This window comes from Acidovorax sp. GW823-FHT01C06 (assembly GCF_058798375.1).
The window spans coordinates 366,588-381,115 of the sequence record NZ_JBXAKN010000004.1 but is presented as its reverse complement, the minus strand read 5'-3'; the positions used below and the strand labels follow the sequence as shown (position 1 = coordinate 381,115).

General features: G+C 64.0%; 18 protein-coding genes. 17 read left to right on the top strand and 1 reads right to left on the bottom strand.

All coding sequences use genetic code 11. The features are described from left to right. From AC1RCS_RS12220 to AC1RCS_RS12150, 15 genes are all read left to right on the top strand, one after another. A partial coding sequence (locus tag AC1RCS_RS12220) for an integrase core domain-containing protein (RefSeq protein WP_492244691.1) occupies positions 1 to 139 on the top strand: 139 nt, incomplete at its 5' end. 32 nt (positions 140 to 171) lie between these two features. After that, positions 172 to 819, top strand: a complete 648-nt coding sequence (locus AC1RCS_RS12215; protein WP_492244516.1) for a hypothetical protein — start codon at positions 172 to 174, stop codon at positions 817 to 819. Continuing rightward, positions 819 to 1,304 carry a BW3TFN family phage tail fiber component gene (locus AC1RCS_RS12210; RefSeq protein ID WP_492244517.1) on the top strand — a complete coding sequence of 162 codons (486 nt, stop codon included), beginning with the start codon at positions 819 to 821 and terminating at the stop codon, positions 1,302 to 1,304. The genes AC1RCS_RS12215 and AC1RCS_RS12210 overlap by 1 nt, the downstream gene beginning before the upstream one ends. Before the next feature lie 2 nt (positions 1,305 to 1,306). Next, positions 1,307 to 4,432: a DUF4815 domain-containing protein gene (locus tag AC1RCS_RS12205; RefSeq protein ID WP_492244518.1), complete on the top strand. Its 3,126-nt coding sequence runs from the start codon at positions 1,307 to 1,309 to the stop codon at positions 4,430 to 4,432. Further along, a complete protein-coding gene (locus AC1RCS_RS12200) occupies positions 4,432 to 4,965 on the top strand; it encodes a hypothetical protein (RefSeq protein ID WP_492244519.1) in 534 nt (177 codons plus the stop codon). The genes AC1RCS_RS12205 and AC1RCS_RS12200 overlap by 1 nt, the downstream gene beginning before the upstream one ends. Beyond that, entirely contained in the window at positions 4,962 to 6,068 is a 1,107-nt protein-coding gene (locus AC1RCS_RS12195) for a hypothetical protein (RefSeq protein WP_492244520.1), read from the top strand. The genes AC1RCS_RS12200 and AC1RCS_RS12195 overlap by 4 nt, the downstream gene beginning before the upstream one ends. Beyond that, on the top strand, positions 6,058 to 6,522 hold the full coding sequence (locus tag AC1RCS_RS12190; RefSeq protein WP_492244521.1) for a hypothetical protein: 465 nt from the start codon (positions 6,058 to 6,060) through the stop codon (positions 6,520 to 6,522). Before AC1RCS_RS12195 ends, AC1RCS_RS12190 begins: the two co-directional genes overlap by 11 nt. A gap of 239 nt (positions 6,523 to 6,761) precedes the next feature. Further along, a complete protein-coding gene (locus AC1RCS_RS12185) occupies positions 6,762 to 7,448 on the top strand; it encodes a hypothetical protein (protein WP_492244522.1) in 687 nt (228 codons plus the stop codon). A 171-nt stretch (positions 7,449 to 7,619) separates the two neighbouring features. Then, positions 7,620 to 8,816: a phage tail sheath subtilisin-like domain-containing protein gene (locus AC1RCS_RS12180; protein ID WP_492244523.1), complete on the top strand. Its 1,197-nt coding sequence runs from the start codon at positions 7,620 to 7,622 to the stop codon at positions 8,814 to 8,816. Between the two features lie 36 nt (positions 8,817 to 8,852). After that, complete coding sequence (locus AC1RCS_RS12175) at positions 8,853 to 9,362, top strand: phage major tail tube protein (RefSeq protein ID WP_396503887.1); 510 nt, start codon at positions 8,853 to 8,855, stop codon at positions 9,360 to 9,362. Between the two features lie 84 nt (positions 9,363 to 9,446). Next, a complete protein-coding gene (locus tag AC1RCS_RS12170) occupies positions 9,447 to 9,785 on the top strand; it encodes a phage tail assembly protein (RefSeq protein WP_492244524.1) in 339 nt (112 codons plus the stop codon). A gap of 8 nt (positions 9,786 to 9,793) precedes the next feature. Further along, positions 9,794 to 9,910 carry a GpE family phage tail protein gene (locus AC1RCS_RS12165; RefSeq protein ID WP_492244525.1) on the top strand — a complete coding sequence of 39 codons (117 nt, stop codon included), beginning with the start codon at positions 9,794 to 9,796 and terminating at the stop codon, positions 9,908 to 9,910. Positions 9,911 to 9,950: 40 nt separating this feature from the next. Continuing rightward, positions 9,951 to 10,112, top strand: coding sequence for a hypothetical protein (locus tag AC1RCS_RS12160; RefSeq protein ID WP_492244526.1), 162 nt, complete (start codon positions 9,951 to 9,953; stop codon positions 10,110 to 10,112). A gap of 36 nt (positions 10,113 to 10,148) precedes the next feature. Further along, positions 10,149 to 11,120 (top strand): phage tail tape measure protein, encoded by a 972-nt coding sequence (locus tag AC1RCS_RS12155; protein ID WP_492244527.1) that lies wholly within the window; start codon positions 10,149 to 10,151, stop codon positions 11,118 to 11,120. Positions 11,121 to 11,193: 73 nt separating this feature from the next. Continuing rightward, entirely contained in the window at positions 11,194 to 12,309 is a 1,116-nt protein-coding gene (locus AC1RCS_RS12150; RefSeq protein WP_492244528.1) for an ATP-dependent nuclease, read from the top strand. A gap of 88 nt (positions 12,310 to 12,397) precedes the next feature. Here the strand turns inward: AC1RCS_RS12150 and AC1RCS_RS12145 are convergent, their stop codons facing one another. Beyond that, positions 12,398 to 13,003 carry a tyrosine-type recombinase/integrase gene (locus AC1RCS_RS12145; protein ID WP_492244529.1) on the bottom strand — a complete coding sequence of 202 codons (606 nt, stop codon included), beginning with the start codon at positions 13,001 to 13,003 and terminating at the stop codon, positions 12,398 to 12,400. A gap of 430 nt (positions 13,004 to 13,433) precedes the next feature. Between AC1RCS_RS12145 and AC1RCS_RS12140 the strand changes: the two genes are divergently transcribed. Continuing rightward, on the top strand, positions 13,434 to 13,769 hold the full coding sequence (locus tag AC1RCS_RS12140; protein WP_218339644.1) for a hypothetical protein: 336 nt from the start codon (positions 13,434 to 13,436) through the stop codon (positions 13,767 to 13,769). A 120-nt stretch (positions 13,770 to 13,889) separates the two neighbouring features. Beyond that, positions 13,890 to 14,342 carry a GFA family protein gene (locus AC1RCS_RS12135; protein WP_492244531.1) on the top strand — a complete coding sequence of 151 codons (453 nt, stop codon included), beginning with the start codon at positions 13,890 to 13,892 and terminating at the stop codon, positions 14,340 to 14,342. The last annotated feature ends 186 nt before the right edge of the window (positions 14,343 to 14,528 follow it).

Here is a 14,528-nt window from a genome sequence, read left to right as displayed (position 1 = left end):
GAGTTCAGCCCAGCGCCAAGCTGCATTGCAGCCATTCATTGACGGCTACAACTGGTGTCGACCACACTCCGCTCTCAGCCATCAGCCGCCCATGAGCCGCATTCCGGCCATGAACAACCTCCTGAGAATCAACAGCTAGCGCTGTCGTGGGTGGGCTTTGCCGGTGCCACCGTGGACCAGAGCGGCCCCTATCTGCACCTGAACCTGGGGCGCCCCGCCACGGCCGCAGAGATTGCCCAGATTGCGCACGTTGTGCGCGAGTCGGTGCCGGCCCACGTGCGCTTCTGGCGCGTGTACTGGGGGCACGACCGCCGCCCCCTGCGCCTGGACGCTGGCCAGCCGCTGGACACGGCGCAGCTGGGTGGGTCTTCGGGTGTGTGGGGGGACGTTTCCACCGGCGAGCCGGTGAAGGCCAGCTTTGGCATCAAGCACACCGGCACCACCACCCGCACGGCCGGCCAACCGCTGCCCACCGCCACGGCGGCCTACGCGGCCAAGCTCACGCGCAACGACAAGCTGGTGCTCGACTGCTGGCGCTTGGATTCCCGCCTGCTGGCCAATGAGTTCGGCGGCCTGGGCGAGCTGATGCGCGGAGAGTCCCCGCCCTACGTGCGCGTGCAGGGCGAAGGCGGCGCGCCAGGCATCGCCACGCTGGACGCAACCCCATGGAGCGCGCCAGCGGCCGAGCTGGCCGGCACCGCCGACGCCCTGGAAGAACTACCGCCCGCCCTGCCGCAGCCGCAGGGATGGGAGGGCACCTGGGGCGGCCAGCGCTGGCGCCCCGTTTTCATCGAATCGAAATCAACGGAGAGCAACTGATGGCAACCCTGCAAGACGATGGGCGCATTGCCCTGGCCATGGCCATGGCCGCACAGCCCGTGCATTTGGCCTGGGGCCGTGGCCTGCCGGCCTGGGACGCTGTGGCGGACCCCGAGCCCAGCAACGCCACCGCCCTGGTGGACGAGGTGGGCCGCCGCCTGGCCACGTTCGTGGGCTATGTGGAGCCCGACGCGGCCGGCGAAGTGGAGCTGCCCAGCGGCAGCAAATACAAGGTGGTGGCCGGCCCCACCCGCTGGCTGTACGTGCGCGTGGTCTTCAACTTCGAGGACGCGGACGGCGAAACCATCCGAGAGCTGGGAATCACCTTCGGCGCCGCGCCCGTGGGCGGCCTGCCTGCTGGCCAGCGCTACTACACGCCCGCGCAGATCGCACAGCCTGGCCGCCTCTACACCCTGGAGCGCGTGCCCGCCTTCACCCGCAACGGTGCGGTGCGTCAAACCTTTGAATACGTCCTGCCCTTCTGACCATGAGCGCAAACCCAAACGCCATTTATGACCGGTTCGACCCGGCCAAAGACTACGACCGCCACCTGTTCCGCGCTGACCGCGTGCTGCAAAGCGCCGAGCTGAACGAGGTGCAAACCGAGATGCACGCGCGCATCGCAGGCATTGCCGGCATGCTGATGAAAGAGGGCTCCATCATCAGCGGCGCCGGCATCATCGTGAACCACGCCACCGGGGCCACCACCTGCGAAAACGGCGCCATCTATGTGGCTGGGAAGGTGCGCGGCGTGCCACCGGCCGCCCTGGTCATCGCCACCGTAGGGGTGGTGTTCGTGGGCGTGTACCTGACACGCGAAATCATCACCGAGCTGGAAGACCCGGACCTGTTGAACCCAGCCAGAGGAACGGACGGCTATCAAGAGCCAGGCGCCGCCCGCGAGCGCGTGCAGCTCACGTGGGGCGTGCAGGGCAGCGGCCAGGCCGGCGAGTTCTTCCCGGTGTGGACGGTGGAGGATGGCTGGGTGCGCCCGAAGGAAGCGCCGCCCAATATCGACGCGGTAACGCAGGCCCTCAAAAACTATGACGTGGCCAGCACGGGCGGTTCGTACATCGTGCGCGGCATGGAGCTGCGCAAGGCGGCCGACCTGCCCACGGGTGAACAGGTTTACAACCTGGCCGAAGGCGCCGCGCGCATCAACGGCGCCGGCCTGGAGCTGCCCAGCGGCCGGCGCGTGGTGTTCAACGCCCAGCCCGACCTGCAATGGATCGACAGCGAGCCGCACCTGTCCACCACGGACGGCGCGCAGCGCATCGAGTTCGACCGCTGGCCCATGGTGGGGGTGCCGCAAGTGCGCATCATCAAGCGCCGCACCGTGGACGTGGTGCACGGTGGTTTTGTGGGCCAAGCCGACCCGCTGCCCGACAACAGCGTGCAGCAGATCGAGCTGATTACGCAGGGCGGCACAACCTTCAACCAGCCCGCCAACTACAAGCTGACCGCCGGCCAGGTGGACTGGTCCCCCAGCGGGCCAGAGCCCGCACCGGGCAGCACCTATCAGGTGACGTACCTCTACATCGCCCAGGTGGCGGCCACCGATGTGGACACGCGCGGCCTGACCGTCACGGACGCCGTGGCGGGCACCACCGTTTTGCTGTCGTACAACTTCGCGCTGCGCCGTATCGACCGGCTCACGCTGTCGGCTGATGGCGACATTGCGTGGGTGCGCGGTGTGCCTTCGCCCTGGCTCCCGCTGGCGCCCCAGGTGCCTGAAAACGTGCTGACCATCGCATCGGTGTATCAGACCTGGGACGAGCAGCGCCGCGTGACGCTGGACGGCGTGCGCATGGTGCCCATGGAGAAGCTGAACGAACAGGACGAGTCCATTGCACGCATGTGGCAAGACCTGGCCGAGCTGCGTCTGGCGGTGGACATTAGCGGCCGCCATTCCGGCGTGAAAAAGGGCCTGTTTGCTGACCCCATGCTGTCCAACGCCATGCGGGACGCTGGCCAGCCGCAGACCGCGCTGATTGCCAACGGCGCGCTGTGCCTGCCCATCACCTTCACCGTGCACCAGATCGGCCAGGCCATCAAGACGCGGCAGAGCCCGGCCTACTCCCACCGCGTGGCGCTCGCGCAGAACGCTCGCACGGGCAGCATGCTGGTGAACCCTTACAACGCCTTCGACCCCCTGCCCCGCCCGGTGACACTGACGCCGGCCGTGGACCGCTGGACCGAAGTGCACGACACCCTGGGCGTTCCCACCAGCGTGGCCTCGTCGTTCCGCTTCGGCAATGGCGAGAAGGTGGTGCGCAAGGAAACCACCACCGTGCTGGAATACCTGCGCCAGATCGACGTGCGCTTCGACCTCGACTTCGGCCCCGGTGAAAACCTGCAGTCGGTCACGTTTGACGGCATCGCGGTGGACGCCGACCCACTGCCAGGCGGCAGGCTCACCGCCGACGCGGTCGGCCGCCTGAGTGGAACGTTCTCCATCCCCGCCAACGTGCCGGCCGGCACCAAGTCGGTGGTGTTCCGTGGCACGGGTGGCAGCACCGCAAACACCCTGTTCACTGGCCAGGGCGAGCGCGTGGACCGCGAGCTGTCGCAAATCATCTACTTCCAGCCGGTGTTCGTGGACCCGCTGGCGCAGACGTTCGTGCTGGACAAGCCCGAGCATTGCACCGGCGTGGACCTGTGGTTTACCGCCAAGGGCACCACCGGCGCGCTGGTGCAGCTGCGCGAAGCCGAGGCCGGCTACCCATCGCCCCGCGTGCTGGCCGAGGCCTGGCTGCTGCCTGCTGCCATCAAGACGGACGGCACGCCCACACGGGCCGAATGGAGCCCAGTTGTGTTGCAGGCCGGCCGCGAGTACGCCCTGGTGGCACTGAGCGACGACAACGCCACGGCCCTGGCCCTGGCCAAGCTGGGCGGCTGGGATTCCAACTCCATGCGGTGGGTCACATCGCAGCCCTACCAAGTGGGCGTGATGCTTTCCAGCTCCAACGCCAGCACCTGGACCGCGCACCAAGACCAAGACCTGACGTTTTCGCTAATGGCGGCCAGCTACACCGAAACCGAACGGGTGCTGGACCTGGGCACCGTCAACGTGGTGGACGCCACTGACCTGTGCGTGCAGGCCTACGCCCACCAGCCCAGCACGGCCGCATCGTGCGTGATGGAGATTGCAGCCACCGGCATTGCCCACATCGTGCTGGCAGCGCCTGGCCAGGTGGTGGAGCTGCCCAGCCGGTACACCGGCCCCGTGCAGGTGAAAGCCCGTCTGCGTGGCGACACCAACTTTGCCGCCGTGCTGGAGCCCGGTATCCAGCTGGTGGTGGGTTCGCTGCAGAACGCGGGCGACTACATCAGCCCGATGCTGGGCGCTGGCGGCGTGGTGGATGTGCGCGTGACGCTCGAAGCCTATCTGCCGGCCGGCACATCCCTGCAGCTGCATGCGCTGGCTGATGCGCCTGGCGCGGTTTGGACCGAGGTTCCCTACCTGTCGTCCAGCCCGATGACAGCGGGCGTCATGGAGCTGACCTACCGCCTGGAAGACTTCGCGGCCGAGCGCCTGCGCCTGCGCATCACGCTGCACGGCAGCTTCAACGCGCGGCCGTGGGCCACCAACTTGCGCACGGCGGTGCTGTGATGACGAACGACCGCACCCCGGCGCTGAACCTGGCGCTGCCTCACCCGCAGAACCTGCTGCAAGACGATGTGCTGCGCTTGCGTGACGCCCTGGGCGCCGTTGATAGCGCCTGCGACACCCTGGCCGCGCTGATGGAAACCCGCGTGACGGACGGCGAACTGGCCACGGCCGTGGCCGGCCTGCAGGGCAGCATCACCAACCTGGGGACCACCGTGGCCTTTCTCACCAACACCAAGGTGGGCGTGGTCAACGGGCAAACCGGGCCGGCCGTCACGCTCAAGCCTTCGCACCTGGGCCTGGGGCCAGCCAACGGCCCCAGCCTGCAGACCATCACCCGCGACGGCCTGGGCCGCATTGCCACGCTGTCCACCACCGTGGGCGGCCAGGTTGCGCTGCAGACCCTGACCTACGACGCCGAAGGCCGCCTGGCCACGGTGGTGACGGCCCATGACGGCCGCACCCGAACCGAAACCCTGAACTACACGGGCGGAGCCCTGTCGGGCCTGACCGCCGTGGAGGAAACCACACCATGACCGATATTGCAGTTTTTTCCGAAACCCAGCGCCAGGGCGAGGCCACGCGCGCGGCCATGGGCGTGCAAAGGCGCTCGCGCCCGCTGTGGAGCGGCGCGGGCCGATTCAGCGGCGTGCCTGAACGATTCGTGACCCCGTACCGTGTGAGGGGGGTCAACTCGCCCGACTCCCTGTACGAGAACATCGTCCACAACGGGACGGTGTACGTTGCCACCGCGGGGTTGACGGAGTTTGTTTACACGTCCACCAACCTGCGCGATTGGACCGCAAGAAACGCGGGAGCCGGCCAAGCGGTGGCGGGTAGTTCGCTGGTGGCTGCGGGTTCGCTTCTGCTGCTGCGCACTACCTATGCGGGGGCCAGCTACTTTCGCACGTCCGTGGATAACGGCGTCACCTGGGTGATGGGCGCCAGCATGGATTCGATTGATACCGTGTCGGCGGGAGGCATTGGGTACGTGTTGGGCCTCGGAGCGATGACGGCATTCAAGTCGTTGACGCTCGCCAACCCTGGCGGAACAAACCGGAACTTCGCCACGGCCCAGAGCTGGACAAATGTTCTTTATAACGGGACGCGCTGGCTGGCCGTCAACAACGGCGCGACCGTGGCAGAGCGCAGCGCCAATGGACTGGATGGATGGGCAAACTCCGCAGGCCTGGCGACCGCGAGTGCGGCGCTTCCAGGGGGCACCCGAACCGCATATGCCGTGGGGGGCAGGTTCGTGCTGTTGACCGTGGCGGAAGGGACTGTTTCCACCATTTACAGCACGGACGGCGACGCATGGACCCCGGGCACGGTGGGGGAGTTTGAGCCCAACGGCTTGCGCGTGGCGGCAATGGGCGCGAAAGGTGCCGAAATGGGGGGCGTGCTCTATATCCCCGTGCAACTCACGAACGGCACCGACAACTGGAACGCACTGCTGGCGACACCCGATGGCGTGCAGTTCAAGTGGTTGCCAGCATTCTGGAAAGGCGCCGAAGGGGTCCCAACCGTCACCGCCAAGGCGGACGGATCAGGGCTGATCTTCAACGCTGCCAAGACCGGCACAGCAGCTCGCCGCTACGAAACCAACCCCAACGCACTGGAGATTTACCTTGCCGTTTAAGTACGACTACTTCGGGTGGTTCGTTGGTGGTGTGCCCGCCGACGAGATGCGCACCGTGCCCATGGCCCCGCCATCGCAGACCACCACCACCACCGAGGGCCAGCCGCGTGCCAACTGGAACGGCCTGGCCTGGGTGATGCGGCCCTACGTGGCGCCGCCACCAGAGCCAGAACCAGAGGCGCCCTATGTGGCCCGCGATGTGTCGCGCAAAGCCTTTCTGTCGCGCTTCACAGACCCCGAGGCGGTGCAGATTGACCTGGCATCCATCGGAGCCACGGTGGATGCCGCGCAGGTGCGCCGGTATCTATCCAAGGTCAACGCTGCCCAGCACATCGACCTGAACGACCCGGAAACCCGCGAGGGCGTGCACGCCCTGGAAGCGGTGGGCCTGATCGCGCCGGGCCGTGCGCTGGAAATTCTCGACTCCCCCATCCAATCAAAGGAAGTGCCGTGACTCTGCTTTGTGTGGCGGCCAAGCCTGGCCTTCGCCTGCGCACAGTGCTGGTTGTTCCCGGCTCGTGTCAGTTCGTAAAAGAGGTATCTACAGTCATCCGATAGCAAGAATTTCACACCTCGCGTGACATGATGTTTTGGCACCGAGAGGGGGCACCGACTCTTAGCCAAGCGTGTCGCATAGCCCGAGTCTGTCTGCCAAAGCGTGCGTTTCAATTAATCACTCTTTGAAGATTTTTTATGACTATTCAACGTCGCAAGGTTCTGCAATCTGCAACGCTGCTGCCTCTGATGGCCGCAGTTCCTGGTTTGGTACATGCCCAAAGTGCCGGTCTCGCCGTAGGAGCGCATAAGGTCATCACGGCTTCCCCGACGTACGTGGGCGCACCACAGAACAAATACTTCAACTTGGGGATGGACTATCTCCAAACGAATGGTGCACGAGGAGTTTTCTTTGACATCGTGCCCGAAGCAACCAATGGCGGCCATGCAGGGATCTGCTTTCATGCGGCTCCAAACGCCTCCGGCGCTTGGCAAGAGCTAGGACAAGGTCCTAGCCCTAGCTACCCTGTGACCCAGCTGATGTGGTTCCGAGGGGTGGGCGTTTTCTTCGAACCAAACGGTACCAACAACGGCACCATCAAGTCTGAGAAATGGATAGTTAAAGCAGATGGCCAGCCCGGGGCTACGAAGGTAGACCCCATCGGTAGTTATCCACTCAACACCATACTTCGAGTTGCGACCTCAATGGACAGTGCGACTCGCCAGATGCTACTGATCGTTTATTCCGTCGATAGCGCAACAGGGGCGGCGGTAGCGGAATTGGGGCGCGTCACGCTTGAAGCTGAAGTGTTTACCAATCTCGCAGGCGTTTTCGTCATTGGAGGCGGCAGCATTCAAGTTCAGCCCTACGCGCTCTACCCCTAAAAATGGGCCAAGCGGTATAGACCGCGCCATACAAAACACAGCCCGCCCGGCTTCGCGCCCGGCGGGCTTTTTCATGTGCTTTCGGCCCACACAGGGCCAAGCGGTGGCTTTGAAAGTGCGGGCGCAGGACCATCGGTAGGTCCATCCCAACCCTTTCAACTGGAGTACACCATGGCCACAGCTGCCAACTACCACCACGGCATCCGAGTGCTGGAAATCAACGAAGGCCAGCGCCCGCTGCGCATCGTTTCCACATCGGTCATCGGCTTGATTGCCACGGCCAGCGACGCGGACGCCGCCGCGTTTCCCCTCAACACCGCCGTGCTGGTGACAAAGATCGACGCCGCCATGGCAAAGACCGGCACGCTGGGCACGCTGTCGGGTGCCCTGGCCGCCATCAAGGAGCAGGCCAGCCCGGTGCTGGTGGTGGTGCGCGTGGCCGATGGTGAAGGCGCAGACGCTGCAGCCAAGCAAGCCGACCAAGACGGCAAGACCATCGGCACCGCCTTGGGCAGCAACTACACCGGCATGCAGGCGCTTTTGTCGGCCCAGGCAAAGCTGGGCGTCAAGCCCAAAATCCTGGGCGCCCCTGGCCTCGACAGCCAGGCAGCGACCACGGCCCTGGTGGCGGTGGCGCAGAAGCTGCGCGCCTTTGTGTACGCCGAGGCGCACGGCGCCGACACATCCGAGGCCATCGACTACCGCGAGAACTTCGACGCCCGCGAGCTGATGCTGCTGTGGCCAGGCTGGAAGGTTGCGAAGACCGGCACCGGCGTGGTGGAGGAGGTTTCGCCCGTGGGCTTTGCCCTGGGCCTGCGCGCCCGCATCGACAGCGAGCAGGGCTGGCACAAGAGCCTGTCGAATGTGCCCATCAATGGCGTGCTGGGCATCACCAAGGACGTGCACTGGGACTTGCAAAGCGCCGACACCGACGCGGGCCTGCTGAACGCCGCCGGCATCACCACGCTGATTCGCTCGCAGGGTTTCCGCTTCTGGGGATCTCGCACCTGCACGAACGACGAGCTGTTCGTTTTTGAGAGCGCCACCCGCACCGCGCAGGTGCTGGCCGACACCATGGCCGAGGGCCACTTCTGGGCTGTTGACAAGCCGCTGCACCCCAGCCTGGTGAAAGACATTCTGGAAGGCATCAACGCCAAGTTCCGCGAGCTGAAGGCAATGGGCTACATCCTCGACGGCAAGGCCTGGTACGACGAGGAAATCAACGAAACGGCCACGCTCAAAGCCGGAAAGATGACCCTCGATTACGACTACACGCCCGTGCCACCGCTGGAAGACCTGAGTTTTCGCCAGCGCATCACTGACCGCTACTTTGCCGACTTCGCCCTGCGCGTGGGCACCGGCCAGTAAGCACCCAACCGCACCGACTGACTACAGGAGAACACCATGGGACTTCCCCGCAAAATTAAGAACTTCGCCACGTTCGTGGATGGCATCAGCTACCTGGGCGAAATGCCCGAAGTGGCGCTGCCGAAGCTCGCCCGCAAGATGGACGATTACCGCAGCGGGGGCATGAATGCCCCGGTGAAAGCGGACTTCGGCATGGAAGGCATGGAGGCCGAGCTGACGGCCGCCGGCTACATGAAAGACCTGTTCACCAAGTGGGGCGCGCTGCGCCACGACGCGGTGCTGCTGCGCTTCGCCGGCGCGCTGCAGTCCGACGACAGCGAGGGCGTGGACGCGCTCGAAGTCGTGATGCGCGGCCGTATCTCTGAAATCGACCCTGGCAGCGCCAAGGCCGGCGAAGGCACCGAGCTGAAATACAAGTTCGCCCTGAGCTACTACAAGCTGACGATCAACGGCGAAACCCTGATCGAAATCGACGTGGTGAACATGGTCGAAACGGTCAACGGCACCGACCGTCTGGCCGAGGTGCGCGCCGCCCTGGGCGTGTAACGACAGCACCACCCCGCCAAACCACCACCCCGCAGCGGCCCAGCACTGGGCCGCGCCCCCTTCCCCTTCGAGAGATTCAAAACCATGATCATCGACCCGACCACCACCCCCGCAACCACCGCCGCAGGAGCCAAGGCCGCCGAAGGCGTGCCCCTGGACACCCCCATCAAGCGCGGCGACCAGACCATTACCCGCGTGCATGTGCGCAAGCCCAACGCCGGCGCACTGCGCGGCCTGTCCCTGGTGGAAGTGCTGCAGATGAACGTCACGGCGCTGCAAACCCTGCTGCCCCGTGTGACCGAGCCGCCCCTGTTGAAAAACGAGGTGGCCACCATGGACCCCGCCGACCTTGTGGCGCTGGGAACGGAGGTGGTTGCTTTTTTGGTGCCGAAGGCGCAGCGGGAGGCATTCCAGCCCGAGTAGAGGACGCCATGGCCGACCTGGCCATGGTGTTCCATTGGCGGCCCACCGACATGGACTCCATGACGGTGGCCGAGCTGATGGAGTGGCGAGAGCGGGCGCGCGAGCGCTACGAGCGCCACGAATGACCCGTTACCCCTGCGCCTTCTGGATGTGCAAGAATGAACCATGTTCACCGCCCTGACCTACCTGCTTATCACGGCCCTGGCCATCATGGCCCTGGGCGTGCTGCTGCTGCCCGTGTACGTTTGGGTGATGGCGCGCGACCGGGCGCAGGCGGCCGACCTGGCCGAAGCGCGGCAGCTGCTGGGCGCCGACTTCCCCACCTGACACACCGCGCCCGCTGTGGCGCCCGTGGGGGGCGCCATGGCTGACAACCTGCGCCTGCGCGTGGTCCTCGATTTGGTGGACCGCGTTCTATCCCCGCTGAAACGCATCAGCGCCGGCGGCACCGAAACCGCCCGCGCGCTCAAGGCCGCAAAGGACCAGCTCAAGCAGCTGAACGCCCAGCAAGCGGCCGTCACAAACGTGCAAACCCAGGCGGCCGAGTTCCAGCGCCTGAACAACCAGCTCAAGCAGCGCCAGGCGCTGCTGGCCGGCATGCGCGCCAGTGGCGACGCCACGCGCACCGCCATGGCGCGAGAGGAAAACGCGGTGGCCAAACTGACCGCCGCACTGGACCGCCAGCGCGTGGTGGCCGGCGACGCGCGGCGCAAGCTGAACGAAATGGGCGTTACCGGCAACCTGAGCGCCGCCCAGGCCAGACTGAAAACCGATATTGACGGCGCCACGGCCGCGATGGCCAAGCAGCGGGCCGAGCTGGCCAAGATGGGCGAACAGCAGCGCAAGCTGGCCGAGCTGCGCAAGAAGCACGGCAGCGAAATGATGCACGTGGGCATGATGGCCGCCGGTAGCGCGGCGCTGATGGCCGGCGGAAACAAGATGGCCGGCCCGCTGCGTTCGGTGGTGGGTGCGTTCATCCCAGCAGAGAACGCCGAAACCCAGCTGCGCGCGTCCATGATGGAGAAAACCGGCGCGGTGGGGCCAGAGTTCCAGCAGATTCTGGACCTGGCCACGCGCCTGGGGGATCGCCTGCCAGGCACAACGGCCGACTTCATCGACATGATGACGATGCTGCGCCGCCAGGGCATGACCTCGAAAGCCATCCTGGGCGGCCTGGGTGAATCGGCCGCCTACCTGGGCATCCAGCTGCGCATGCCGGTGACGGCCGCCGCTGAGTTCGCATCCAAGATGCAGGACGCCACCCAGACGGCAGAGGGCGACATGATGGGCCTGATGGACACCTTCGGTTGTCGCGAATGGAATTGCTCAAGGTGATTCAAACGTCTACCTCAGAAACGTTCTGTTCAGAATCTGCAAGGAGCCAGCGAAGCTGACGCGCTTCCACGAAATGATCTCATCAGTGTTTCCCGGGCTGACTATTTCATCTGAATTCGATCCTGAGGCCCATCTCTATATCGACATCACCGTAGAACAAGATGGTCGTAAGGTCCCTTTGGAAATGGTTGGGACAGGCGCACTTCAAGCCATTCAGCTTGTCGCATACGTCACTGCATACAACCCTGCACTTCTTCTCTTAGATGAGCCAGACGCGCATCTACACCCGTCAAACCAGAGGCTGCTCGCGCTTACGTTGCAAAAAATTTCTGAGGCTGGCAGTACCAAGGTGGTACTCGCCACTCATAGCAGACATATGTTTGATGCTCTCGCGCAAGACGAAACAACGCAACCCGTCTGGCTGAAATCTGGCACAAAACAGGATGGGACGGACAAAAGGAATCTGTCGGTACTTTTGGACCTCGGTGCCTTGGATAGCTTCGAGTTGCTGCACGCTGGCCAACAGCGGGTGGTGCTTCTCACTGAAGACACGAAAACCGCGAAACTCCGCGTTTTCCTCGCGGCAAACGGGCTTCAAGAAGGAGAGTATTTTCTGCAGCCCCTAAATGGGGTCAACAATTTGGCTGCTGCAGTTCCAATTGCCGACTACTTTACAAGGCAGGCATACAACACCTACGTGCTCGTTCATCGAGATGGTGATGGAATGACGGAAGTGGAAAAAGCTTGGTGGATGGCCAACGAGTCGAAAAAACTTCCCGACCGTACAACAGTGTTTGTCACCCCTTTCACCGACATCGAGCACACATTCTGTAGACCGGAACACATTTCTGCGGTGTACGACATTCCTCTTGAAGATGCCCAGCAAATGGTCGCGGCTGTGATCGCGGCACATAGTGCACCTTTCGCGGCTGAGTTTGCGCAGAAGCGCAGCAGCCTCAAGGACACTGCTCTACGCAAGATGGACAACCTCCCATCAGCCGTAGACCTTTTGGCGAATGGCGTGCAGTTCGAGCAAATCAAAGGCAAGCGGCTCTTACCCCTTGTTCTTAGCGCGATTCAGGGTGCGGGGCACAACCCTATGCACCTCACACAAAAAACGTCAACCGCTCTCATTCATCCAGCACTACGGGACTGCATCACAGGGGTTAAGCAGGCTGCCGCAGTATAGGCAGCGCCCTGAAAACCGAGGCGACGAAGCGCATGCGCCATTGTGATCAGGCGAAGAAACTGATACATGCGCTCCTGTGAAACGGTCGTCATAGGCGGCAAGCTTGCGCATGAATTCTGGCAAGCTCCTTTTCCGCCAGGGCGGCCCGGTGTTGGACCGTGCGGGGTTTGAGAATTTCCGAGGGCACCAGATCGAGCATGGGGTTGGTCTCGATCCGCTGGTGCGTGACGGCCCAGCGGTAGATGGCCTTCACGCGCTGCAGCACGCGGCCGGCCTGATCGGCCGCGCCGCGTGCTTCCACCTGTTTGACTGCATCCATGACGTCCCGGGCTTTCAGGCTGGCCATGGGGCGCGAATCCAGCGCGGGAAAGATGTCGTTTTCGAGTGAGGCCTGGATGCGGCCCATCGTGACAGGCTCCCAGCGGGCCGACTGGTGTGCGATCCAGTCACGGGCCAGGGCTTCGAGGGTGTTGCGGTTTTCGTGGACGACCCGAGCTTTTTGTTCCTTGCGGGCCTCCCCGGGGTCTTGGTTGTCTTGGAGCAGTTTGCGGGCCTTGCTGGCGGACTCCCGGGCGGCCTTGAGGCTGATGTCGGGGTAGACGCCAAAGGCCAGGCGCTTTTCTTTTCCGGCGAAGCGGTACTTCATGCGCCAGTAGCGCCCGCCTGCCTTGGTGATTTCGAGATACAGGCCCAAGCCGTCGGCGTGTGTGCTTCCTAGAAGTGAGTATTCATGCGACTTGGTGGGCAGAATGTGAGAGCTGTCGAGGACCCCGAGCCCCTTACGAATCAACGGCTTACGCCCAACGATCCGTTCCCGGTGACATTGTGGGAGCACCACGGTACGGCAGTGAGATCGACCCGTAACCTCCCACAGATGCAGCCCCGCTTGCGCCTGCCCTCGCCGCTTGGCTGGCCCCGCGCCTACGGGCATTGAGACGGCGCTCCTTCCCCCAGCCCGCCATGGATTCATGCGGCGTTGTCTGACAAAAGCAGGCCGTCAGCCCCCGTACGATTGCTCCGTCGCCCTGCTCTGCGACAACCCTCCCCTCCTTGCCTTGAGCAAGTTAAAGCCCGCTGAGTGCGGGCTTTTTTTTCTTCCGGGTTTCATGGGCAAAATCGAACCCATGGCAGCCCAGAACATTGTTGACCTCCCCCCTTATCGCCCAGGCATGCTGGATGTATTCCGCCGCCTCTCGAACGCGTTCCGCACCCACTGGCGTGACCACGAAAACAAGTACCCCCAGAAGATCATCCTGACAGCCCAGCAGGCAGAGGACTTGTACATCACCCGATGCTATGGCGCCGTTGCGGACCAGAATCGGAAGGAGCCACCTCCCAAGACCGAGTTCTGGAGCCGTCCGATTGAGATTTCCGATTCCACGGCAGGCGTGGTGGTCGCTCATGACGGGACGGAAATGCCGCTCTCGGCTTTCGACCAGATGCCGCCAGCTCGAACCTAGGCACGCGGGCGCCGCACCGTTCGTCATCGGGCAGAATCCGGCCAGGAGCGGACCTGGCGTTGCGCCAGTCGATCCGGATGGCTCATCTGTTCATGTGCTGATTCGTTAGTGGAGGCGATTTTGACCCCAGCTGATTTCGACGGCCGCAAAGAGCTTCACGCCAGTTGCCATTGCGGCGCCGTGAAGTTCACTTTGCTTTTGACCGATGGATTGCGCAGCGCGCGCCGGTGCAACTGCTCGTACTGCGGCATGCGGGGCGCGGTAGCAGTCTCTGTCAACCTGGATGACGTTCATGTGCATGCGGGTGAGGACAAACTGACGCTCTATCAATTCAACACCGGACAGGCCAAGCACTATTTCTGCTCCGTGTGCGGGATATACACCTTCCACTCCCGGCGTTCCGTGCCCACGCAGTATGGTGTGAACGTCGCCTGCATCGATGGGCTCAGCCCGTTCGACTTTGACGAGGTGCCTGTGCTGGAAGGTCGCAGCCATCCAAAAGATCGTCCGGGCGGCGTGCCGACTACCGCGGGCTGGATCACTTACCGCGCCAACTCCGATCACCACAGCTGAAGGCCTGCCCCTGCATCAGCCGCCTGGCAGCTGACAGCCCGCCATTCTTCGAGAGCGGGGCCGCTCCCTGCCGCGGTCTACGGTGCAAGATTGCTTTAGGCCTCACCGTACGCATGGCGTCACCCACACCCAGCGTCACAGTCGCCCGTGGAGAGGCATGTGCCCTGGTTGCCGAGATACAAGCGC

What these genes read in the sequence shown, in the direction of transcription:
- AC1RCS_RS12195 (WP_492244520.1), top strand. Translation starts at nt 4,962, where the DNA reads ATGACCGATATTGCAGTTTTTTCCGAAACCCAGCGCCAGGGCGAGGCC.
- AC1RCS_RS12200 (WP_492244519.1), top strand. Translation starts at nt 4,432, where the DNA reads ATGACGAACGACCGCACCCCGGCGCTGAACCTGGCGCTGCCTCACCCG.
- AC1RCS_RS12170 (WP_492244524.1), top strand. Translation starts at nt 9,447, where the DNA reads ATGATCATCGACCCGACCACCACCCCCGCAACCACCGCCGCAGGAGCC.
- AC1RCS_RS12155 (WP_492244527.1), top strand. Translation starts at nt 10,149, where the DNA reads ATGGCTGACAACCTGCGCCTGCGCGTGGTCCTCGATTTGGTGGACCGC.
- AC1RCS_RS12210 (WP_492244517.1), top strand. Translation starts at nt 819, where the DNA reads ATGGCAACCCTGCAAGACGATGGGCGCATTGCCCTGGCCATGGCCATG.
- AC1RCS_RS12165 (WP_492244525.1), top strand. Translation starts at nt 9,794, where the DNA reads ATGGCCGACCTGGCCATGGTGTTCCATTGGCGGCCCACCGACATGGAC.
- AC1RCS_RS12175 (WP_396503887.1), top strand. Translation starts at nt 8,853, where the DNA reads ATGGGACTTCCCCGCAAAATTAAGAACTTCGCCACGTTCGTGGATGGC.
- AC1RCS_RS12140 (WP_218339644.1), top strand. Translation starts at nt 13,434, where the DNA reads ATGGCAGCCCAGAACATTGTTGACCTCCCCCCTTATCGCCCAGGCATG.
- AC1RCS_RS12185 (WP_492244522.1), top strand. Translation starts at nt 6,762, where the DNA reads ATGACTATTCAACGTCGCAAGGTTCTGCAATCTGCAACGCTGCTGCCT.
- AC1RCS_RS12150 (WP_492244528.1), top strand. Translation starts at nt 11,194, where the DNA reads ATGATCTCATCAGTGTTTCCCGGGCTGACTATTTCATCTGAATTCGAT.
- AC1RCS_RS12160 (WP_492244526.1), top strand. Translation starts at nt 9,951, where the DNA reads ATGTTCACCGCCCTGACCTACCTGCTTATCACGGCCCTGGCCATCATG.
- AC1RCS_RS12205 (WP_492244518.1), top strand. Translation starts at nt 1,307, where the DNA reads ATGAGCGCAAACCCAAACGCCATTTATGACCGGTTCGACCCGGCCAAA.
- AC1RCS_RS12180 (WP_492244523.1), top strand. Translation starts at nt 7,620, where the DNA reads ATGGCCACAGCTGCCAACTACCACCACGGCATCCGAGTGCTGGAAATC.